Origin of the sequence: Lactiplantibacillus sp. YT640 (assembly GCF_049745435.1) — a bacterium.
GTDB lineage: Bacteria > Bacillota > Bacilli > Lactobacillales > Lactobacillaceae > Lactiplantibacillus > Lactiplantibacillus plantarum.
This window is the reverse complement of record NZ_JBMNVY010000017.1, coordinates 38,049-60,829: the sequence shown is the minus strand read 5'-3', so window position 1 is coordinate 60,829 and position 22,781 is coordinate 38,049. Positions and strand designations below refer to the sequence as shown.

The 22,781-nt window shown below is 45.3% G+C and carries 19 protein-coding genes and 4 tRNA genes; 20 read left to right on the top strand and 3 right to left on the bottom strand.

Annotated features, from left to right (window positions below; all coding sequences use genetic code 11):
- The first annotated feature begins 11 nt into the window (after positions 1–11).
- The 10 genes from ACOV1R_RS10960 (at position 12) to ACOV1R_RS10915 (ending at position 6,175) form a co-directional block, all read left to right on the top strand.
- Positions 12–84, top strand: a tRNA-Asn gene (locus ACOV1R_RS10960).
- Between the two features lie 45 nt (positions 85–129).
- Positions 130–202: transfer RNA gene (locus ACOV1R_RS10955), tRNA-Thr, on the top strand.
- Positions 203–845: 643 nt separating this feature from the next.
- Positions 846–2,318, top strand: a complete 1,473-nt coding sequence (locus ACOV1R_RS10950; protein ID WP_003643855.1) for a peptide MFS transporter — start codon at positions 846–848, stop codon at positions 2,316–2,318.
- 54 nt (positions 2,319–2,372) lie between these two features.
- Positions 2,373–3,215, top strand: coding sequence for a metallophosphoesterase (locus tag ACOV1R_RS10945; protein ID WP_003640888.1), 843 nt, complete (start codon positions 2,373–2,375; stop codon positions 3,213–3,215).
- A 75-nt stretch (positions 3,216–3,290) separates the two neighbouring features.
- Positions 3,291–3,373: transfer RNA gene (locus ACOV1R_RS10940), tRNA-Tyr, on the top strand.
- Between the two features lie 9 nt (positions 3,374–3,382).
- Positions 3,383–3,454 (top strand) — tRNA-Gln (locus ACOV1R_RS10935).
- Between the two features lie 320 nt (positions 3,455–3,774).
- Positions 3,775–4,233, top strand: a complete 459-nt coding sequence (locus ACOV1R_RS10930; protein WP_021357172.1) for a hypothetical protein — start codon at positions 3,775–3,777, stop codon at positions 4,231–4,233.
- 381 nt (positions 4,234–4,614) lie between these two features.
- The gene (locus ACOV1R_RS10925) at positions 4,615–4,932 is read left to right on the top strand and encodes a cupin domain-containing protein (protein ID WP_225914124.1); all 318 of its coding nucleotides are present in this window, start codon (positions 4,615–4,617) and stop codon (positions 4,930–4,932) included.
- 30 nt (positions 4,933–4,962) lie between these two features.
- Positions 4,963–5,298, top strand: a complete 336-nt coding sequence (locus ACOV1R_RS10920) for a cupin domain-containing protein (RefSeq protein ID WP_003640891.1) — start codon at positions 4,963–4,965, stop codon at positions 5,296–5,298.
- 34 nt (positions 5,299–5,332) lie between these two features.
- Complete coding sequence (locus ACOV1R_RS10915) at positions 5,333–6,175, top strand: metallophosphoesterase (RefSeq protein WP_013355212.1); 843 nt, start codon at positions 5,333–5,335, stop codon at positions 6,173–6,175.
- A gap of 158 nt (positions 6,176–6,333) precedes the next feature.
- On the opposite strand, the gene ACOV1R_RS10910 is transcribed toward ACOV1R_RS10915, so the two are convergent.
- Both ACOV1R_RS10910 and pnuC read right to left on the bottom strand, forming a co-directional pair.
- Complete coding sequence (locus ACOV1R_RS10910) at positions 6,334–7,440, bottom strand: SLC13 family permease (protein ID WP_021357174.1); 1,107 nt, start codon at positions 7,438–7,440, stop codon at positions 6,334–6,336.
- A 192-nt stretch (positions 7,441–7,632) separates the two neighbouring features.
- Entirely contained in the window at positions 7,633–8,454 is an 822-nt protein-coding gene (pnuC, locus tag ACOV1R_RS10905; RefSeq protein WP_003640894.1) for a nicotinamide riboside transporter PnuC, read from the bottom strand.
- Between the two features lie 360 nt (positions 8,455–8,814).
- Here pnuC and proC point away from each other — a divergent pair, with 360 nt between their 5' ends.
- From proC to ACOV1R_RS10890, 3 genes are all read left to right on the top strand, one after another.
- On the top strand, positions 8,815–9,606 hold the full coding sequence (proC, locus tag ACOV1R_RS10900) for a pyrroline-5-carboxylate reductase (protein ID WP_003640895.1): 792 nt from the start codon (positions 8,815–8,817) through the stop codon (positions 9,604–9,606).
- A 78-nt stretch (positions 9,607–9,684) separates the two neighbouring features.
- On the top strand, positions 9,685–10,821 hold the full coding sequence (gene nagA, locus ACOV1R_RS10895; protein WP_021357175.1) for an N-acetylglucosamine-6-phosphate deacetylase: 1,137 nt from the start codon (positions 9,685–9,687) through the stop codon (positions 10,819–10,821).
- Between the two features lie 23 nt (positions 10,822–10,844).
- Positions 10,845–11,546 carry a GntR family transcriptional regulator gene (locus ACOV1R_RS10890; RefSeq protein WP_003640897.1) on the top strand — a complete coding sequence of 234 codons (702 nt, stop codon included), beginning with the start codon at positions 10,845–10,847 and terminating at the stop codon, positions 11,544–11,546.
- 169 nt (positions 11,547–11,715) lie between these two features.
- Here the strand turns inward: ACOV1R_RS10890 and ACOV1R_RS10885 are convergent, their stop codons facing one another.
- The gene (locus ACOV1R_RS10885) at positions 11,716–12,453 is read right to left on the bottom strand and encodes a WecB/TagA/CpsF family glycosyltransferase (protein ID WP_003643865.1); all 738 of its coding nucleotides are present in this window, start codon (positions 12,451–12,453) and stop codon (positions 11,716–11,718) included.
- 156 nt (positions 12,454–12,609) lie between these two features.
- Between ACOV1R_RS10885 and ACOV1R_RS10880 the strand changes: the two genes are divergently transcribed.
- The 7 genes from ACOV1R_RS10880 (at position 12,610) to ACOV1R_RS10850 (ending at position 22,777) form a co-directional block, all read left to right on the top strand.
- Complete coding sequence (locus ACOV1R_RS10880; RefSeq protein WP_003640899.1) at positions 12,610–14,088, top strand: nicotinate phosphoribosyltransferase; 1,479 nt, start codon at positions 12,610–12,612, stop codon at positions 14,086–14,088.
- On the top strand, positions 14,088–14,915 hold the full coding sequence (gene nadE, locus ACOV1R_RS10875; protein ID WP_003640900.1) for an ammonia-dependent NAD(+) synthetase: 828 nt from the start codon (positions 14,088–14,090) through the stop codon (positions 14,913–14,915). Before ACOV1R_RS10880 ends, nadE begins: the two co-directional genes overlap by 1 nt.
- Positions 14,916–15,370: 455 nt before the next feature.
- The gene (locus tag ACOV1R_RS10870; RefSeq protein WP_128485123.1) at positions 15,371–18,025 is read left to right on the top strand and encodes a cation-translocating P-type ATPase; all 2,655 of its coding nucleotides are present in this window, start codon (positions 15,371–15,373) and stop codon (positions 18,023–18,025) included.
- Between the two features lie 54 nt (positions 18,026–18,079).
- Complete coding sequence (locus ACOV1R_RS10865) at positions 18,080–18,514, top strand: hypothetical protein (RefSeq protein ID WP_003640902.1); 435 nt, start codon at positions 18,080–18,082, stop codon at positions 18,512–18,514.
- Positions 18,515–18,807: 293 nt separating this feature from the next.
- Positions 18,808–20,979, top strand: coding sequence for a Tex family protein (locus tag ACOV1R_RS10860; RefSeq protein ID WP_128485122.1), 2,172 nt, complete (start codon positions 18,808–18,810; stop codon positions 20,977–20,979).
- Positions 20,979–21,425, top strand: a complete 447-nt coding sequence (locus ACOV1R_RS10855; RefSeq protein ID WP_021357495.1) for a SprT family protein — start codon at positions 20,979–20,981, stop codon at positions 21,423–21,425. Before ACOV1R_RS10860 ends, ACOV1R_RS10855 begins: the two co-directional genes overlap by 1 nt.
- 65 nt (positions 21,426–21,490) lie before the next feature.
- Positions 21,491–22,777 (top strand): homoserine dehydrogenase, encoded by a 1,287-nt coding sequence (locus ACOV1R_RS10850; protein WP_003640905.1) that lies wholly within the window; start codon positions 21,491–21,493, stop codon positions 22,775–22,777.
- Positions 22,778–22,781 lie beyond the last annotated feature (4 nt).

Genomic DNA, 22,781 nt, shown 5'->3' with positions numbered 1-22,781 from the left:
CATGCGATTATTCCGACATAGCTCAGTTGGTAGAGCGCTTGACTGTTAATCAAGATGTCGACGGTTCGAGCCCGCCTGTCGGAGTGACATAGATGTTGGCAATTGTGTTAACATCTATTTTTATATCATGCCGGCTTAGCTCAGTTGGTAGAGCATCGGTATCGTAAACCGAGGGTCATCAGTTCGACTCTGGTAGCCGGCACTTGTGAGGTGGGACGTGGTTCTCGCCTTTTTATTTTTAAATAGACATAAAATGATTGGCAGCTTTGCGCAAACGCAAAGCTGCTTTTTTGATATAAGAATGTTAGCTATTTGAATGCCGAAGTATCAAAATGATCGTAAGGGCTTAGTAGGATGATGCCTATTGTCGCCACTGCTTTTTAGGTATGCTTAGCATATCAATCTTGCGGTTTATTATAATTAGTCGCAATAACTGTAAATTACATGCTGCGAACAATCATAGCCATTTTAATAGCGGTACTTTATTGTTGATAATTTCAGTTTTGTTTTTTTTGTTTAATTAGATTTTTAATACCAATTGCGTATTTTCAGCATTTGAATGCTATTAATTATTTTATATTAAATTAGAATTTAGTGTTAATTTTAGAAAGCTAAAAGCCTTATAAAATGTTCTATCAACTAGTTTTTGGTGCTATAAAAGGATTTAAGACTATTTATGTATGGTGGATATTAATTTAATTAATGGTTATTAGATTAGAAAACGGTTAGTGCTATTGTTGATTAAGATTAAGGCTAGTATAATAGTTATTATGTTTAATTAAGAAACAAAACTTGTTACTTTTAAACGAAATACAAACTGGTTAAGAAGTTTGGAGGAATCTCTATTGGATAAGGAACAAAAGCTGGATCGGTCGTTCTTTGGCCAACCCCGTGGCTTACGGACGTTGTTCTTCACTGAAATGTGGGAACGATTCAGTTACTACGGGATGCGTGCGCTACTGATCTATTACATGTACTACAGTGTCGCTAAAGGTGGTCTTGGATTTGACCAAGTCACCGCAGCATCCATTATGTCAATCTATTCGGCATTAGTTTACGTTTCTAGTGTCCTCGGTGGCTTTCTAAGTGACCGTGTCTGGGGTAGCCGTAAGACCGTCTTTATTGGTGGGGTCTTCATCATGTTAGGCCACATCGTTTTATCAACGCCATTTGGAGTTGGTGCACTATTTGTTTCAATCGCACTTATTGTCATTGGGACTGGGTTATTAAAGCCAAACGTCTCTGACATGGTTGGTCAATTGTATACAGTGGAAGATACACGTCGGGATGCTGGTTTTAGTATTTTCGTCTTCGGGATTAACTTAGGTTCATTGGTTGCACCAGCCTTAGTTGGTCGGATCGGCTTAAATGTTAACTTCCACTTAGGCTTCTCCTTAGCTGCGATTGGGATGTTCTTTGGTCTATTGCAATACTACTTTGATGGTAAGAAGAATTTAAGTTCTGCTAGCCTCTATCCAACTGATCCATTAGAACCCGGTGATTTAAAAAAAATCATGCGGTGGACAATCTTAGGAATCGTTGGGATTGGGTTGATTCTACTATTAATGCAATTAATGAATGCTCTTACGTTAGCAAATGTTATTAGTTTAATTAGTACGCTTGTTATCTTGACACCAATCGTTTACTTTATTTTGATGTTAACGTCTGACAAGACTAATGCAACAGAACGTTCACGTGTTCGGGCTTATATCCCATTGTTTATTGCCGCTGCTTTATTCTGGGCAATTGAAGAACAGGGTTCGTCCGTACTTGCGTTATTTGCAGCTAATCGGGTTAATTTGGATCTTGGTTTTACCCATCTAGCTGCTTCTGATTTCCAAATGCTAAACCCATTGTTCATCATGATTTATACAACACCATTCGTGTGGTTGTGGACTAAGTGGGGTAAAAAACAACCTAGTTCACCAACTAAATTTGCGATTGGGTTGCTATTCGCGGGGGCTTCTTACCTAGTGATGGCTGTACCTGGAGCGCTCTTTGGAACTGCAGGGAAGGTTAGTCCATGGTGGTTAGTTGCCAGTTGGGCAGTCGTTGAAATTGCTGAAATGTTGATTTCACCAATTGGTTTATCAGTTACCACCAAGCTTGCACCAAAGGCTTTTGCTTCTCAGATGATGAGTATGTGGTTCCTAACTGATTCGGTTGGTAGTGCGCTTAATGCACAGATTGTCCGTTTCTACTCGACGCAAACCGAAGTGCCATATTTTGCGATTACCGGGATTGTTAGTGTCGTTTTAGGGATTATCCTCTTTATGATGGTGCCAATGATTAAACGGTCGATGCAAGGCATTCGCTAAATTGAATATTTACTCGAAGATATGTTATCTTAGTGGTAGCATATCTTTTTTGTTTTGGAGGGGTTGACCATCGTACGAATTGCTTTCAGTAGTGATAATCATTTTGATGTTAATCGAGTGGATGCGACTGCGATGATGCGATCTCAGGCGACCTATCTTTTACAGAATGGTGTTCAGATTTATTTGATTGCTGGCGATCTTTTTAATGACTTTCAGCGTAGTCAGCAGTTTGTCGTCGATTTACAGGCCCTATTAGGCGCACAGACGCGTGTTTACTGGATTGCGGGTAATCATGACATGGTCCATGGCATTTCGTTTGACGAGCTTGAAACAGGGCATTTTGATGGCTACCTGCATAACCGGTATATCGATATTTCTGGTACAGATTGGCGCGTGATTGGACATAATGGGTGGTATGACTATCAGTATGCTGCCCAGGTCCCTGATACGACTGCGGCCGACTTCTTACACTGGAAGAATGCGTTTTGGATCGACCGGGCTATTAAACAGCCGATGAGCGATCAGGAGCGGACTGATTTAATGCTCAACCAAGTAAAAGCGCAGCTTAACTTGGCTGCTGTGGATCACAAGCAAGTTATTTTTATGACGCACTTTGTTCCCCGGATCGATTATTTGCGTTTTTCTGATGATAATCGGTTTTGGAATATGGCTAACGCGTTAATGGGAACGCCCCGGTTAGGACAACTGTTGGAGCAGTTTAACGTGGCGCACGTTTTATTTGGTCATTTGCACGTCCATCCGCAACCGCGGGTGTTTGGTCAGACCACCTATTATGACCAAGCAGTGGGCTATGGACTCAAGCGTATCAATGAATGGCAAGCCAATAATTTTATGGCGGAGTGGTATCAAGATACGCAAATTCTGGATTTGAAATAAAAACTGAAAAAACTTTGAAAAAAGTCTTGATTTTTTATTCAAAATTATGTATTCTAATATAGTTGAATGATTTACGGAGGGGTAGCGAAGTCTGGCTAAACGCGGCGGACTGTAAATCCGCTCCTTCGGGTTCGGTGGTTCGAATCCACTCCCCTCCATTTCATTATTGGGCTATAGCCAAGTGGTAAGGCAACGGGTTTTGATCCCGTGATGCGCTGGTTCGAACCCAGCTAGCCCAATTGTTACGCCTTTCGTCGTTAATCAGGTCTTAGGATCTTGATGTAACGACTTTTTTATTGGCTTAAATTTATCTTAATATCGGCGGGTAGTGCCACTTCGTGAAGAATGCGTAACGGATTCTTCATGAAGTGGATTTTTTTGTCTCGGTCTGTTTATTTGCCATCATCAATAATAATGTGATATGTTTTAGTATTCTATTTGGGGCACGATCCAGATGGGATAGGAGGTCTGGTCAATGAATTTATTTATTCCGTAAGTACACGGAAGAGGTTAATGGCTGGCATTGTTAATTTTAAAAATACGTACTAGTTAACGCGTCATGACGGCCATCACAATTATTATGAGTCGTTCTTATAAAAGCACACCAATTTTTAAAGCACATATGGGTTATGGAAAGAAGCGCGCTAGCCGTGCTGTTCGAAATCGTATGAATCGTGGTGAATTTGATGATTTGCCGGCTAATTCGCATGCCTGGTATAAACGATGTTATGAGCAGTATGATGTTGTCGATTATTGCTCCAGAGAGACTTATTCGCAAGTTCAACTTGAGCTGGAGACGATGCGATTAGAGATTACTCGTAACGGTGGGATTATTCGAAGAATCCCACAACATCTGGTTGTTACGTATACTTTTGATCCGGTGATATCTGATATTGTGCACATGCAGCGAACGGAAGAACTAATTCCTGCGCAAGATGTCCAAATGTTTGTAGGTACTTTTGAACAGTGGTGTCGGGAGCGTCGCAACTGCTGGGCCAAGGCTTATTATCGAAAATAAGTCGTATTGGAACTTGATCTATGAGATTTGGTTGAAGAGGCTACGTAGCCTTAGTTGTCCCACTACCAGCCCCAACTAGTTGACTGAATAAATCAAATTTTCCACAGAACTGTTATCAAATGCAGTAACGGCAGGCTGTCCAGCGTCGCAATAATGTTTGGGCAGCTTTTTTGCATGGCCCATATCTGGATTCAAAGGCATTTACCTGCCAGAGATGACGTGGTTATTAAGTATATGACTAGCAGTCAGTTATTCAGAATTATAAGATGTTTATTCAATCGAACCTCGAAAATTGAGTTTGTTAGCGTTAAGCTTAATTTAAGAAATCATACCATCATGAATAACGTAAGCGACCATGATGATGACCAAGGAGGATTTGAAATGGCGGTAACTAAAATTGATTTAAAAACCACGATGACTTACCAGGAGCATGCAATTACTAGTAAATCATTTGCTCGAAAATTAGGGATTGAACTGCCGTTTGCGATGTACGCAATGGCGGCGGGTGAAAGTATTAGTGCTGAACAATCCACGCTGACCCGCTTATTTGAGGTTGTTGATGGTACTTTGACTGTCCGTTTGGCGACGGAGACCGACCAAGAAGTGCATGCGGGCGAGATGTTAGTGGTGCCAGCTCATACGGTCCATACGTTGGTCGCTGAGCAGCCGTGCCAGTTTATTCAATTAGAAACGAAATAGGCCTTAATAGCGAGATGCGGAGGAATTCAAATGAGTTTAATTAACAAAATTGATCATGCTAAGGTCCTCAATTTAACTGAACAAATTCCACTGGATGATGATCAAGTTAATAGCCGGACACTGGTTCAACGGGATGATTTAAGTATGACGCTATTTTCAGTCGCAACCGACCAAGAGATTGGCGGCCATTCTGCCCAGGGCGATGCGATGGTCAATATTTTAAGTGGAGAAGCGGAAATTACGATTGAAGGCACCATTTATCATTTAACTGCGGGACAATCGATCGTGATTCCTAAGGATGCCCGGCACGCGTTATATGCCGTTCAAGGATTTCAGATGTTATTGGTGGTCGTTAAACCCGACTAATGCACGTGGTTATCGATGAGACGGAGGGAGTAATATGCCGCTGTATACGTTTATTGGTGATATTCATAGTGCCGCGGATGATCTGGCAGTTTTATTAGCCGATCCTGAAGTTACCGCGACGCGCTTGATTTTCTTGGGCGATTATATTGATGGTACGGCGGCACGCTATTTTGGTCATGCCACCGAGTCAGCTCCGTTGGCGCCGCTAAAAGTACTGACGATGGTTAGAAAACGGGTACGGGAATACGGCGATGTGGCTTTACTTGGCAATCATGATGAATTTTGGCTACGGACAGCTCATGGTGATGACAATGCCACCGCAACTTGGGTGTTGAACGGTGGTCACCGGACCTGGCGCAAATTAGGGATTTACTCCTCCAATCCCAATCATGTTCGGCGGGCATTAAATGGTGCGCTATTAAAGCCGGATACTGATTTCTTAGCACATTTGCCACTGATGTGGCAACATGGTCGGTTACTGGCTATGCACGCGGGTGTTAACTGGCAATACCCATTAACACAACAAACAACGACTGACCTACTGTGGATTCGGGATGACTATTATGATGACTTCACGACTGGCAGTCACCGTTGGCATCGGAACTTATTCAATAAAGTCATCATTACTGGTCATACGCCGGTGCAGACCTTGACTGGTTCACACACTGGTTATTTAAAGATGCAGGCAGATGCGCAAGACGTTCCACGATATCTAATTGATGCAGGCAGTCGTTCAGGCCTGTTTGATGGTGGAATTTGTGCGTTAACGCTGACGGTCGATGGTGAATTTGTCAGGGCGAAACGCGTGATCAAGGGTCACCGCTACGATGGTCAGCAAATCGTCACTCCGGCCATGTTGGTGGATCAGGCGCACTAAGTATCACTAAACATCTCAGAGATAGAACGTAAAAGGAGCAGGCTCACATGATATTGAGACTGCTCCTTTTATGATGTCACGCTAGTTACTGGTTTTCGCACTATTTCAAGTTGATTGGTTTGCAAGTTCTCACTGAATCGTTACTCAGCGTAACTGAATTATAGGTGTAAATAGAACCAGCCACCAAGGCCTAAAATGAACAGGCCAAGTCCATTGAGGGCCGTAAACACGATCAAAAAATGGTGGATTGGTTGTTCATCATTGAAGGGCAACAATTGTTTTAAGGCAAGCAGATTTGCTAGTGAGGCCACCAATGACCCCAGACCGCCGATGTTGACGCCTAAAAATAGCGCTGATAAATGGGGCGTGAAATTCGCTAGTAAGATGGCGGCTGGAACATTGCTGATGACTTGGCTAGTAATTAGTCCAGTAATATAGACACTGGGGGCTGTCTGAGTTAATTGGTTGAGCCAATGCGTTATTGCGGGATTATGACTGATGGCGCTAACGAAGATGAAGAAGCAGATAAAGGTTAAGAGTAGTGCGTAATCAACGTACTGAAAGACGCGTCGGTTAATCATGAGGCCTACGACAATCGTTCCGATAATAACTAGTGAAATGGGCACCAAATTAAAAATGCCAAGCATAATGAAACTGAGCAGGCCGCCCGCAAGCCCGATTTGACTGCGAGAAATGGGCGTAGATTTGGTTGGTGTTACAGTTAGCGGCAACCGAGGTAACCGCCGGCTTAAGGCAACTAATAAAGCTAGACTAGCAAGCATTAACGGAGTCGACAATTTAAAAAACGTGAATAGATTAACGTGATAGAACGTGACCAAAAATAAATTTTGGGGATTGCCAATGGGCGTAAACGCGCTACCAAGATTGGCTGCCATGATAATTAAAGTCGTTGGGTAGGCAATGGCCAGGTGCTGCCGCCGGGCGAGTGTGAGAAAGATTGGAATTAACGTTAGGATCGCAACGTCGTTAGTTAAAATCATTGAGCCACCAAAGGCCAGTAAGATGAATAATTGACACATTTGACGGGTATCGTGTGATTTAACTAAGAGCCAGTCCCTTAAAGTATCAAGCAAATACATCGCGCGAAGTAATTGAACACTGATCATGAGTGCAAATAAGGTGCCAATCGTAGCCCAATTAATTGCCGTCAGTTGGGGTGTCCCGATGAACAAACTTAAACCAGCACAAATTAATGCAATAATAAAGATTTTATCGTGAAGTGTGCGACGAACGACTGTCACCATGGTAAACGTCCCCCTCAATAGTCAGTTAATTAGTTCTAACTTAAACAAACTCGTCGCTAAATGTAAACTGATAGACATTTTTCAGATAAGGATGTAGCCACCCGAACGGTAACCCAAATAAAAAATCGCTTCAAAGTTATGTGTTTAACTTTGAAGCGATTAGTGCTTGGTTTTGATTGCCAGTTAGCTTGCTTAATGTGTATCTAGTTTATCTTGCTGAGTGTTTTGACCGAAGAACCACAAGTAGGCACCATATAACGCGTTAGCGAGCATCACTAGTTGCAATGCTAACATTGAGGCGGCTGCAGGACTGAAGCCTTTTAATTGGTTGAACCAGATAATAACGTTAATCACGTCGAGTGTGATCCACGCAACCCATTGGGAACGATAACCGTTGACCATGAGGACACTACCGACAATCCCAAGTGGTAACAGGGTCGCGTCCAGGTAGATTTGGTTACCGTTAAGTTGTTTACTAAAGTGTAAGACAATGGCGTAGACGAGTACGGCTAACGCGAACCAGGCACAACCGGCTAATTTGCTCAATTTACGACCAGTCAGTTCGCTGGCATCGGGTTGCGCTGCCATTTTACGATGCCAGACGGTGATGCCGACAAATTGCATGATAAGGTAAAATGATTGCGACGCAATGTCACCAATCAGCCGATTGGTGATGGCCGTAGTAAGCCAAGCCGCACAGGCAATAATGCCCCAACTATAGTTCGTCAGTCGCCCTTGATCAACCAGAATTAAGTTAATCACGACCGTAATCCCGGTCAATAGGCCAATCCAGCCATGTAGGCTGTAATCGCGACCCAGAATAAAACCAATGATGGTCACGATTAGCATCGTGCTCATCATCAACTTAGTGGTGCGGCGAAGCGTCTTTAATTCATTAAGTCCCCGTTGCCAGCTGAAGACGGCGCGCATGGCCGTGGGCAGACTAGTGATGTCTTGCTGGCATTGTTGCAGCAGGGTTGATAAGGTGAGTCGGAAATGGTTGTTCTGGTTCATAGTGAAACACTCCTTAGTTGTTTTTAGACAGCCGTGTTCGGAAGCAACGCTGTGTTTGATTGCTGTTTACATTAGCTTGTTCAAGCAGACCTGTCAACGAGCTTCGCACATATTGAAGGCCGATTATTAATAGATTAATCAATTGGTTTCAGTATTGATAAGCAATCACCTTAATAGAGTGGCTCGTGATATTTATTTGTTGATAGTGAAAGTTGAGCTGAAAGAAGTGATTAATTACCCACAGTTTCACAAATATTGGTATAGTAGAAGAGTAAGCGGGAATGTCTGTTTAATCCTGCCTAGCCGTTAATCGGTTAGTGGTTAATGATATAAATTATAAGTCAGAGGAGCGTTTTACGGATGAAAATCGGATTCATTGGTGCCGGTAACATGGGCCGCGCGATTATTGATGGGTGGTTAAAACAACAAGCGGTCGTCCCAGCAGATATTTATATTCACAGTGCCCATGCTGCGAGTTATCAACCTTATGCGCAAAAAAATGGGCTACAGGCCTGTGACACTAATTTGGCCGTGGCACAAGCTGCTGACGTTATCGTTTTGGCAGTTAAGCCGAACATTGCGTTGGCCGCATTAAAAGAAGTTCAAGCAGCTTTAACGGGCAAGTGGGTTATTACAATGGTATCAGGATTGAGTTTGGCCGATTATGCCACGGTTGTCCCTGATCTCCCCGTTCTGAGAATCATGCCGAATGTGAATGTGGCGATTGGTGCCGGGATGACGGCGTTGGTTGGTAATGATGCCTTAACACCAGAGCAATATGCGGCTGGGCAACAATTATTCGATGCGATTGGTGCCACGAGTGCCATCGCTGAGAAAGATTTTCCAACTTTTTCAGCCTTAGCAGGTAGTTCGCCGGCCTACATCTATTTCTTTATTGACGCGATGGCCCGCGCAGGCGTCAAGCACGGTTTGAGCAAGGATGCAGCGACTAAGATTGCGGCGCAGGCCACGCTGGGCAGTGCGCAGAATGTTTTAGCTTCTGATAAAATTCCGTTTGACCTGATCGATCAAGTTTCTTCACCTGGTGGCACGACGGTTGCTGGATTACTGGCCATGGAAGAGGCCGGCTTTATGACCGCAGTGGTGAAGGGAATTGATGCGACGATTGCGAAGGAACTTGGCGAATCTTAAATTACTTGGTGCTAGTGGTTGCAAGTTTGGTCTATACCGATTATAATTAAACCAGATAAATCCAAGGAGGAATTGTTCATGAGCAAAGTGTTAAAACATGCCATCATTTATACTGGTCTAGAAAAGATCGATGACGGCTACATTCGTTTCGGTAAGGAAATTGAAGCGGTTGGTCCAATGGATGACTACGTGGCCCAACCCGATGATGATATCGAATTTGTGAGTGGCAAAACGATTGTACCGGGCTTCATTGATGTTCATAGCCATGGTGGTTATAGTTTTGATTCAATGGACGGGAATCCAGCTGAAATTAACGAAATGGTTAATGATATGGTTGCCCGCGAAGGTATTACGTCATACTTCTGTACGACCATGACGCAATCCAACGAAAACTTAGATCATTCGATGGCCGGTATTAACAAGGCCGCCGATGAAAATCCGGTTATCCAAGGGGTTCATTTGGAAGGCCCATTCATTTCGGCGACGTTTAAGGGTGCCCAACCTGAAAAGTACATTAAGAATCCTAACGTTGACTTATTAGACAACTGGAACAAGTTGTCGGGTGGTCGGGTTAAGTTGATTACTTACGCGCCGGAAGATCCTGGTTCGCGTGAATTTGAAAAGTACTGCTTGGAAAGTGGCATTGTGCCTTCAGTGGGCCACAGTAACGCGACTCGTGAACAATTATTAGCAAGTAAAGCAACTCACGTGACGCATTTATACAACGCGCAACGTGAATTCAAGCACCGTGAACCAGGTGTTACTGGTCATGCCATGCTTGAAAACAACATGTACTGTGAATTGATCTGTGATGGGTTCCATATCGTGCCTGACATGATCAAGCTCGCTTACGAACAAAAGGGCGTTGACCGGATCGAATTGGTGACTGATTCAATGCGTGCCAAGGGTGAACCCGACGGTATCAGTGAATTAGGTGGTCAAAAAGTGATTGTTAAGGATGGTCAAGCACGTCTTGAAGAAGGTAACTTGGCTGGTTCTGTCCTGACATTCATTAATGCCTTCAAGAACATTCAGAAGTTCACCGGTTGCGGCATTGCTGAAGCGGTTAAGATGGCTTCTGTCAACCAAGCACGTGAATTTGGGTTGACTAAGAAAGGAACATTGGAAGCCGGTAAAGATGCTGATATCAACATCTTAGATGGCAATCAAGATTTAGTCGCAACATATAGCTACGGTAAAAAAGCAGCTAAATAAATTAGAAGTAAGGGATGAGTACCATGAGTTCGCCAATTTATATTCAAATCCACAACCAAATTAAGCAGGCGATTGAAGCAGGTCGGTGGGCCGTTGGTGACCGGATTCCGTCTGAACGGGAGCTGGCTACACAGTTCGATGTTAGTCGGATGACCCTTCGACAAGCAATCCAGACATTGGTTGACGAAGGAATATTAGAGCGGCGAGTCGGTGCCGGCACGTTTGTCGCGAATCAGAAGGTCCAAGAAAAAATGTCCGGTGTCACCAGTTTTACTGATCTAATGCTGGCCCAGGGTAAGGTCCCATCAAGTAAGACGATTTCATATCACGTGACGAGCCCGTCGCTATCTGAGAGCGAAAAGTTGGCGTTAGGCGCCAACGAACAAGTTCTACGGATGGAACGAATTCGCTATGGTGATGATGTGCCAATTTGTTTTGAGGTCGCAACAGTTCCAGAACGACTCGTCAAGCAGTTCACCAAGGACGAAATTACGAGTTCGTTGTATCGGACGTTGGAAGAGAAGGCAAGTTTAGTGCCTGGTAAGGCTCAACAGACTGTTTCGGCGATGTCTGCTTCTGAGCGTATCGCAGAATACTTGTCAGTCCGGCGTGGCGATGCGTTGCTACGGTTACGGCAGATTTCGTATTTGCAAACCGGCGAACCGTTTGAATACGTGCGGACCCAGTACGTTGGTAACCGGTTTGAGTTTTATCTTGAAAAATAACCAGTCAGTCGGGTGCTGGGCACCTGATTAGAGTGGTGATACCAAAAATAGCTCACCTAGGATGTTATTCTAGGTGAGCTATTTTTGGATTTATGACTGAAGACTGGGTACACGCACAAAAGCAATTGTCATCGTAACGCAGTGGCTTATAACTGGTAATGATTGCCAGTTAATGGGCTTGCTGGCGCGCTATTTTTTTAACTAACCGCAAGTAGCGGGGTAACACGAGCATCCGCTTGAAACGACTTGGTTCTTGAATCAGACGGTAGAGCCATTCAACGTGGTGTTTTTGCCAAAATAACGGCGCCCGCTTAACCGCGCCTGCAATTACGTCGAAGCTACCCCCGACACCCATCCAGAGCGCATCGAGGCGTTGGCGGTGTTCGGCGATGAAAAATTCCTGCTTAGGAAAACCAGTGGCTACGAAGACCATATCGGGTTGCGCGGCCACGATTTGGTCGACAACGGTTTGTTCGTCGTCATAATAGCCATCACGGGCACCCGCGACAACGATGCCGGGATAATCTCGTTGAACGATCGTGGTCACTTGCTTTAACACGGCCGGCTTGGCACCTAACAAAAAGATCCGTTGGTGCTGTTGGCTACCCCATTCTAGTAGTGTTAAAAGGGTGTCATAGCCGGTGATCCGTTCGGGGAGTGGTGTGCCAAGAATCTGGGCCCCCTGAATGACGCCAATGCCGTCTGGCGTGATATAGTCCGCTTGCGTTAACACCTGTTGGTAATCGGGGTGTTCACGAGCGTACATTAAGATCTCGGGGTTAGCGGTCACCACAAAGCGATTGCGATGCGCGAGAATATCGGTTTGAAGTTGCTGAACAAAACCAGCGTTAGTTGTCTTGATAAACGGCACGTTTAAGATGTTAACCGTGTCAAAAGGGACTGACATAAGCGACCTCACTTTCTAATCATAATTAAAGTATAGGTAAATCAAGGAATTCTGCAACTTTTTGGATGCTTAAGCGCATTCTTTTATAAAAAATGCTAAAATAAGCTTAACTTACTGTAAACACGGTTATTACCTACGAAATGGAGAATTATACTCATGACGCAAATCTATCCGGATGATAGTTTTACCTTGCATACGGATGCTTATCAAATTAATATGATCCAAACCTACTGGGAACAAGGTATTCACAACAAACATGCGGTGTTTGAAGTGTTCTTTCGTAAGATGCCGTTCCAAAATGGGTACGCGGTATTTGCGGGTCTGGAACGAGTTGTTAATTATATCAATCATTTACATTTTACGGCAACTGACATCGCGTATTTACGTGAACTGGGTGGCTACTCAGACGGTTTTCTAGATTATTTAGCGAATTTCAAATTTGATGCGACGATTCGTGCGGTTCGTGAAGGGGACTTGGTCTTTAATAATGAACCGTTGTTACAAGTCGAAGGACCACTGGCCACTTGTCAGTTAATTGAAACGGCACTACTCAATATTATCAATTATCAAACGTTGATTGCGACTAAAGCGGCGCGCATTAAATCGGTTGTCGGTGAAGATGGCTTACTAGAATTCGGTACTCGGCGGGCGCAAGAGTTTGATGCGGCCATCTGGGGAACCCGGGCGGCTTATATTGGTGGCTTTGACGCGACGAGTAACGTGCGGGCTGGCAAAATTTTTGGTATTCCGATTAGCGGGACCCATGCGCATGCGCTCGTGCAGACTTATCGAAACGATTATCAAGCTTTCAAGGCCTATGCGGAGACCCATCATGACTGTGTCTTTCTAGTGGATACGTATGATACGTTACGTAGCGGGGTGCCGAGTGCGATTCGAGTGGCTAAGGAAATGGGTGATAAAATCAATTTCCAAGGGGTTCGTATCGATAGTGGCGATATGGCTTACTTATCAAAACGCGTGCGTGAACAGCTAGACGAAGCTGGTTTTCCGGATGCCAAGATTTATGCGTCAAATGATTTGGACGAAAAAACGATCCAAAACTTGAAGATGCAAGGTGCTAAAATTAGTGTCTGGGGTGTTGGGACGAAGCTAATCACGGCCTTTGACCAACCCGCGTTAGGGGCCGTGTACAAGATGGTTTCGATCGAGAATGATCATCATCAGATGGTTGATACGATCAAACTTTCAAATAACGCGGAAAAGGTCTCAACGCCTGGTCAAAAACAAGTTTGGCGGATTACGAAGCGTGCGGATGGCAAGTCAGAAGGTGACTATGTGACGTTGTACGATGAAGATCCGCGCAACGAAGAATCAATTTACATGTTCCATCCAAGCTATACGTATATTAATAAGACGGTCAGTGATTTTGATGCGCGACCACTATTGGTTCCCATCTATGACCGCGGTCAACAAGTTTATACTTTACCAACGTTAGATGAAATCAAGGAGTATTCATTTGAAAGTCTAGATGCACTCTGGGACGAATACAAGCGGGATTTAAACCCTCAGGATTACCCGGTCGACTTGTCACAAAAACTTTATGATCATAAAATGAATATTATTAACACGGTCAGAGACCACGTTAACCATAAAGATGAGGAGGAAGCTTACTAATGCGGCCATTACAAGCTGAGATTATTAAAGCGTTACACGTTGCACCAACGATTGATCCAGAAGTTGAGATTCGTCGAAGTATTGATTTTTTGAAGGCTTATTTAACTAAAAATACCTTTTTGAAGACCTATGTGCTTGGCATCTCTGGCGGTCAAGATTCCACGTTAGCTGGAAAATTGACGGAGATGGCCATTACCGAAATGCGGCAGGAAACGGGTGATGATCGCTATCAATTCATCGCAGTCCGGTTACCATATGGCAATCAAGCGGATGAAGCGGATGCGATGGCAGCGATTGATTTTATGCAAGCCGACGTGACGGATCGGGTGGATATTCAACCGGCTACGGATGCCATGGTAACTGCATTGGAAGCTAACCAATTGACGATTCATGATTTCAACAAGGGCAATATTAAAGCGCGCCAACGCATGATCGTGCAATATGGGATTGCCGGTGAAATGCACGGTGCTGTCGTGGGAACCGACCATGCAGCCGAAGCTGTTACTGGTTTTTATACCAAGTACGGTGACGGTGGTGCGGATATTGTGCCACTATGGCGATTGAACAAGCGTCAAGGTAAACAAATGCTGGCCGCTTTAGATGCGCCCAAGCATTTGTATGACAAAGTCCCGACCGCTGACTTGGAAGAAGATCGGCCAGCATTACCTGATGAAGTCGCGTTAGGTGTTCGTTACGACGACATCGACGATTACTTGGAAGGCCGGACGGTCAGCGATGCTGCGGCCGAAAAGATTGAGGCGTGGTACTTAAAGACTGCCCACAAACGCCACGCGGCCATCACTGTGTTTGATGATTTTTGGAAATAAGCTAGTTAGCTGATAATCGATTAGGATTACGGCTAACCTAATTAAAAAGGCGACTTGAAGATTATTCAGCTTCAGGTCGCCTTTTTGCATAGTCACATAATTTTATGGTGACTACCGTAATATTGGTGGGATTGGTGGAAAAGCGGTAGAATGGTTTAAAATATGTAAACGCTTAATGTGAGAATATCCAAGTGCTGTGGCGAATGCAGAGGTAGTCAAAGCGATTATTTTGCTAGACAGCTCCCATGGAATCTGGTATTCTTACGATACAATCATAAGGGAGTAACTAGCAGAAATATTCTGCGGCAATATCGTCAGCAAGAAGCCAATCCGGTATTGTCTTAAATAGTGAGACTTATGTATGTTCACACAATTTTGCGTGCATACATGAGTCTCATTTTCTATCTGGAGATCAGTTAGGGAGTGGGGCTCGGATGCCAGAAAAGGAGCTTACGATGAGTACAAAACCAAAGTATCAACAAGCGTTATCCGCCGTTTATGAGGAACTAGGCACTGATGAACACGGCTTACAGCAAAGTGCTGCGTCGCAACGGTTAGAACAATATGGGCCGAATGCGTTGAATCAGCAAAAAACGACTTCCTTGTTGCAAAAATTTATTGCGCAGTTCAAGGATTTCATGATTATCGTCCTGTTAGTGGCCGCCTTGATTGCCGCCTTTACTGGGGAAGCCGTCGATGCCGTTATCATCTTATTGGTGGTGGTATTAAATGCGATTTTCGGTGTCTTCCAGGAATCGAAAGCGGAAGAGGCCATCAACGCGTTGAAGGAAATGTCAGCGCCGGACGCGACTGTTTTACGGGATGGTCAGCTGCAAACGGTCAAGAGTGACGCGTTGGTTCCTGGGGATGTTGTGTCGCTAGAAGCCGGGGATATCGTTCCCGCGGATTTACGATTAATTGAGAGTGCGTCATTGAAGGTTGAAGAATCGGCGCTGACGGGTGAATCTGTCCCAGTTGAGAAGCAGGCGGAGATGATTGCCGATGGGGAATTACCAATCGGGGACCGGTTAAACATGGCGTACATGAATAGTAACGTGACGTATGGTCGGGCCACTGGGATTGTGGTGGCGACTGGGATGCAGACTGAAGTAGGTCGAATTGCCGGCATGATTGAAGCGGCCGATGAGATGACCACACCACTGCAAGCGAACTTGACACAGTTAGGTAAGTCGCTGACGATTTTAATCTTAGTTATTGCCGCAGTGGTATTTGGTATCGGAATGCTGCGTGGTCAAGAGAGTTTGATCAACATGTTATTGACGGCGATTTCGTTAGCCGTGGCCGCAATTCCAGAAGGGTTGCCGGCAATCGTTACGATCACGTTAGCGTTAGGAACCCAGCGGATGGCCAAACGGCATGCGTTAGTACGAAAATTACCCGCAGTTGAAACGTTGGGAAGTACCGATATTATTGCCTCTGATAAGACCGGAACGTTGACGCAAAACAAAATGACCGTTGAAAAGTTGGTCGTCAACCAGGAACTGGTGGACGCGCGCGCTACTGAATTGCCGCTTGATAGCCATTTAGCGCAAGTGATGATTTTAAGTAATGATACGAAGATCATGCCGGATGGGTTAGCAGGTGACCCAACGGAAACAGCGTTGATTCAATATAATTTGGATCAGGGTTATCCAGTCGATCAGTTATTGACGGACCGCCCCCGAGTAACAGAAGTCCCCTTTGATTCGGAACGTAAATTGATGTCGACGGTGCACCCCTTAGAAGATGGTCGCTTCTTAGTAGCCGTCAAGGGGGCTCCTGATGAATTACTCAAACGGGTCACTCAGATTGAAAGTAACGGTGACGTTCAGCCATTAACCAAGACAAGCCGTGACCAGATTCTAACTGTTAATCATGAATTGGCAACGCAAGCCTTACGGGTCTTAGCATTTGCTTATAAAGTGATCACCACGGTTCCGACGACTGTTAATACGGAGACGTTAGAAAATGACCTGGTCTTTGCCGGGATGGTCGGCATGATTGATCCGGAACGGCCAGAAGTTGAGCAAGCCGTTGCAGAAGCTAAATCAGCTGGAATTCGGCCGTTGATGATCACGGGTGACCACCGTGATACCGCCGAAGCAATTGCCGTCCGTCTTGGTATCATTAACGCTGGCGAAGATGACGCTGTGATTACTGGTGCCGAGTTAGATGCAATGAGTGATGCGGAATTCGGCAAAAAGGTCGGCGATTACTCGGTGTATGCCCGGGTGGCGCCTGAACACAAAGTTCGAATCGTGAACGCATGGCAAAAACGAGGCAAAGTTGTTGCTATGACTGGTGATGGGGTCAACGATGCGCCCGCCTTGAAGGCTGCTGATATCGGTATTGGTATGGGAATCACTGGGACGGAAGTTTCCAAGGGGGCTAGTGACATGGTCTTGGCTGATGATAACTTCGCCACGATCGTGGTTGCTGTCGAGGAAGGCCGAAAAGTGTTCGCCAATATTCAAAAGGCGATTCAGTACCTTTTGTCAGCGAACTTAGGGGAAGTCTTAACCTTGTTCGTGATGACGATGTTGGGCTGGCAAATCTTGGCACCAGTGCATATCTTATGGATCAACTTAGTGACCGACACCTTGCCAGCAATTGCCTTAGGCGTTGAACCAACTGAAAAGAACATTATGCAGCATAAACCGCGCGGGAGAAATTCTAATTTCTTCTCAGGTGGGGTCTTCAGCAGTATTATTTATCAAGGGCTACTGGAAGGTGGCATTACGTTGCTCGTGTACTGGTTAGCTTTGACGTATCCGGTTCACGCAACGGCCTCATTAGCTCATGCTGATGCGTTAACGATGGCTTTCGCGACCCTTGGCTTGATTCAGTTGTTCCACGCGTTTAATTCCAAATCTATTCATGAATCGTTGTTTACGGTCGGCTTGTTCCGAAACAAGTTCTTTAATTGGGCGATTCTAGTTGCATTTGTGATGCTGGCGATGACAATCGTCGTTCCCGGTCTGAATGGGTTATTCCACGTGAGTCACTTGGATGCTTACCAATGGGGAATCGTGGCCTTAGCTTCCTTATCGATGGTCGTGATTGTTGAATTTGTTAAGTTCTTCCAACGTCGACACATGCGGCGCGCATAACCCACCCATTAGGGGTAAAATAAGGCTAACTAATTTAAAGAAAAGAGTTTGTACATGAAAAAAGCAACGATTCAAACGTATATGCCAGTACTGTCTAAAGTTATCGAAAGTACTGAAAAAATGGGGGAAGAATTAAACCCATCTTTTGAAAAACTACGTCAGGCCATTGATAATGACGCAGTTGCCAAAATGGTTCCAGCTGAATTCAATGATATTCAGATGGAATTTAGCGATGGTACTGAACAGTATCAACAAAATTTGGCACAGTTGAAAAAAGTTGCGGTACCCGCACGGTTAATGGGGCGGCATCGTAATTTGTTAGCAGCATACGAAGCCTACACGAATGCGTGTGCGGCCATGACGGCTAGCATGAACATCGACGATCAAACGATTGATGTGGCTGCTTTTAATCAGGCTGAAACGGATCAAGAGACTGAAATGGGCCGCGTTTCAAATAACGTGCAACGGATCATGAATACAGTCATGTAGGAGCGCTAATCTGGGTGATTGGATTTAGCACACTAATAAAACGCTCGGTAACGTTTATGCGTTGCCGAGCGTTTTATTGTTGGTTGCGGGGCAGCCAACTGTGCGGCCGCGCCGTGCTCGTTTAGCCTAATGGGCTGGTTTTTTCCAGCTCACAACCAATGTGTGAACAGTATCGGTAATGGCTTCGATTGGTAGTGACAGTCAACGACAATTTTCAGATGGTCATTCGGCGCGGAAACCGGAGTAAAACGCGTATAATATAATGTAATGAGATTAAAAGATTGGGTGAAATAATGGATAATCAGATTTTAACGTTAGTTGATCAAACGCTGACGAAGTTTAAACCGCAACAGATCAAAGCGGTTCTCGGACTCATGGACGAAGGCAACACCGTTCCGTTTATCGCACGGTATCGAAAGGAACGTACCGGTAACTTAGATGAAGTTGAAATTCGCGAAATTAAAGATAACTATGATCGGCTTGCGAGTCTAGAGAGTCGTAAGGCAGATGTGATGAAGTTGATCGCTGAACAAGATCACTTGACGCCGGCTTTAAAGCAAGCCATTGAAAAAGCTGACAAGTTGCAAGATGTCGAAGATTTGTACTTACCGTACAAACAGAAGCGACGTACGAAGGCAACGATTGCGAAAGATGCTGGACTGGAGCCGTTAGCAGCTTGGTTATTACGTTTTCCGGCAAGTGGTATTCAGGAACACGCGGCGCAGTTTGTGAACGAAGCGCAGGACATCACAGACGCGAATACCGCGTTAGCTGGAGCTCACGAAATCTTGGCTGAGGCCTTTGGTGATAATGCCGGTTTACGAAACTGGGTCCGGAATTATACGCGTGACCGGGGCTTGCTAGTCGCAAAAGTGAAACCCAAGGGTAAAGCAGCCGATGAACAAGGTGTTTACCAACAGTATTATGATTTTAATAGTCCCATCAAGCAGATGGTACCGTACCGGGTACTGGCTATCAACCGTGGGGAAGCCGAAAAAGTATTGAAAGTCAGCATTGATGTTGATCGTGCTGGAATTGACCGGTATTGTCATTTTCGCTTTATTGGTCAGCACCACGGCCCAGCGATTGAACTAGTAGAAGCTGCTTATCAGGATGCCTACAAACGCTTTATTGGCCCAGCCATCGAACGTGAACTTCGCAACGAATTGAGTGCGGCTGCCAATGAACAGGCCATCAAAGTCTTTGGCGATAATTTGTACCACTTATTAATGCAGGCACCATTAAAGGGTCGCGTGGTATTAGGGTTCGATCCTGCTTACCGGACGGGGTGTAAATTAGCCGTGATGGACGCGAATGGTAAGTTCTTAGATAAACTTGTGATTTATCCACACAAACCAGCTCCAACTGCCAAACGGGAAGCTGCTGCGGGTGAGTTTAAAACCTTTTTAGAGAAGTATCATGTTGAAATGATTGCGATTGGTAACGGGACGGCTTCCCGCGAATCCGAGGAGTTTGTGGCACAGGTATTGAAGACTATGACCCGACCGGTTTATTATGTCATCGTTAACGAAGCCGGGGCTTCCGTGTACTCTGCTAGTGCTAAGGCGCGTGCTGAATTTCCTGAGCTACACGTTGAACAACGTAGTGCGATCAGTATCGGCCGGCGACTACAAGACCCACTGGCAGAATTGATCAAAATCGATCCGAAGTCAGTGGGAGTGGGGCAATACCAGCACGATGTGCCCCAGAAGGAATTGACAACGCAGCTGGATACGGTGATTGAGACCGCGGTTAACCAAGTTGGGGTCAATTTGAATACCGCTAGTTCGGAGCTATTGACGCATATTTCGGGGCTATCCAGCACGATTGCCCAAAATGTGATTACTTATCGGGATGAAAATGGCGAATTCACGAGCCGACCACAATTGAAAAAAGTGCCGCGGTTGGGACCGAAAGCTTATGAACAAGCGGTCGGCTTCCTGCGAATCATTGACGGCAAGAATGTTTTTGATAACACGGATATTCATCCAGAAAGTTATCCCGCAGCCAAAGCGTTATTGGCAGCGGCTGGATTGAAGGCGACGGACGTTGGGACGACTAAAGCCCAACAGTTGAATCAATTAGATTTAGCGCAACTTGCGACCAGCACCGGTGTCGGTGAACTGACCTTAAAGGATATTATTAGTAGTTTGCAAAAGCCCGGGCGTGATGTTCGTGATACGATGCCCGCACCGTTACTCCGGCAAGACGTTTTAAAGATGAGTGATCTAAAACCAGGGATGCAGTTGCAAGGAACCGTCCGCAACGTGGTCGACTTTGGGGCGTTTGTGGATATTGGTGTCAAGCAAGATGGCCTCGTACATGTCTCCAAACTAACGGATAAGTTCTTGAAAGATCCGCGTCAGGCGGTGGCAGTTGGCGACATCGTAACGGTGTGGGTCGAAGAAGTTGATGAACAGCGGCAGCGCATCGCTTTGACGATGATTGCACCGGCTGAAGCATAATGACTGATTTAGAGTTACAGCAGCTCGTTGCGACCATTTCCATGCGTGATTTTCACCGTCCGTTCCAGCACCGCGCTTATTTTAATGCTCGGTTACGAACGACGGGTGGTCGTTATCAGTTGGCCTCGCATGATATTGATATCAATCCGAAGATGCTGACTGATTTTGATGAGGCCACCTTGATTGGCGTCATCAAGCATGAATTGTGCCATTATCATTTACATTTGACTAAGCGGGGATATCGGCATCGTGATGCAGACTTTAAACGATTACTCGCGCAAATGGGTGGCTCGCGCTATGCACCAGCGCCGAAGCAGGCGACGGCCCGGCCGTATCGGTATATTTATGAATGCCAACGGTGTGGCCGGCGGTATTACCGCAAGCGCCGCATGGACACTCGCCGCTATACGTGTGGTCGTTGTCAGGGGCCAATTAAATTAGTCTGAAAAGGTTTGCTAAAGTGGTACGCTTCCGATAGAATTAGCTTAACTATTGATATGGAGGGATTAAGATGGAAACGATTAAAATTGGTGTGGTCGGACTAGGCACAGTCGGGACCGGCGTTGTAAAAATGCTTCAAGCGCATCAGGAAAAGATTTCAGAAATTACCGGTCGTAAGTTGGAACTAGCCTGCGTAGTTGTCCACAACTTGAAAAAGCACGAACAAGTTGATTTGGGGGACGTTCAGATGACCGACCAAATCGCGACCCTGCTTGATGATCCGTCCATTCAAATTATGGTCGAAGTGATGGGTTCAATTCATCCGGCGAAGGAATATATTACGCAAGCCTTGCAAGCTGGCAAACACGTGGTGACGGCCAATAAGGACTTGATTGCGCAATATGGCCGGGAGTTGGTTCAGATTGCTCGTGAAAATCATCGCGACTTATTCTATGAAGCTAGTGTTGCTGGTGGGATTCCAATTTTACGGACGATTGATAATAGTTTCGCCGCTGACCGGATTCAACGGGTCATGGGAATCGTCAACGGGACCACTAATTACATCATGACGCAGATGCTGACTAAGCATTGGTCGTATGATCAAGCCTTGAGCTCAGCACAAGACTTGGGGTTTGCCGAAAGTGATCCCACTAATGATGTCGAAGGCCTTGATGCGGCGTTCAAGATGATTATTTTAACGCAGTTTGCCTTTGGGATGAGTCTTTCCCTCGACCACGTTCAAGTTCAGGGAATTACGAAAATCAGCCCAGAGGATATTGCGGAAGCTCATCAGCTTGGGTATACGATTAAATTACTCGGGATTGCGGAAGAAATTGACGATCGCATTGCGGTATCAGTCGGGCCTGTGCTCGTTTCTGATCAACATCCACTTGCCACGGTACAAAATGAGAATAATGCTGTAATGGTAACGGGAACGGCTGTGGGGAACACGATGTTTTACGGTCCCGGCGCTGGAGAACTCCCGACCGCCAACAGTGTGCTGAGTGATATTACAACGGTTGCGAAAAATATTGCGTTGAATACGACTGGTAACACGTTTAACTCTTATCGCCAGGAGACAGTCTTAGCAACGCCTGAAGATGTTGTGTATCCTCACTTTATTGCCTTGAAGATGCGTGATGTGCCGGGGATGATGATGAAATTGACGGCGATTATGACCCGCGCAGAAGTTTCATTTAGTCGAATCATTCAAAATCAATTAGGTGACGGCAACGCTCGTGTTGTGATCATTACCCATGCCATGAATGATCAACAGTTAGCAGATATCACTCGTGAAATCGGTGAACAAGAGAATATGCAACTATTAGCGAGTTATAAAGTTTTAAAGAATGCGTAGGTGA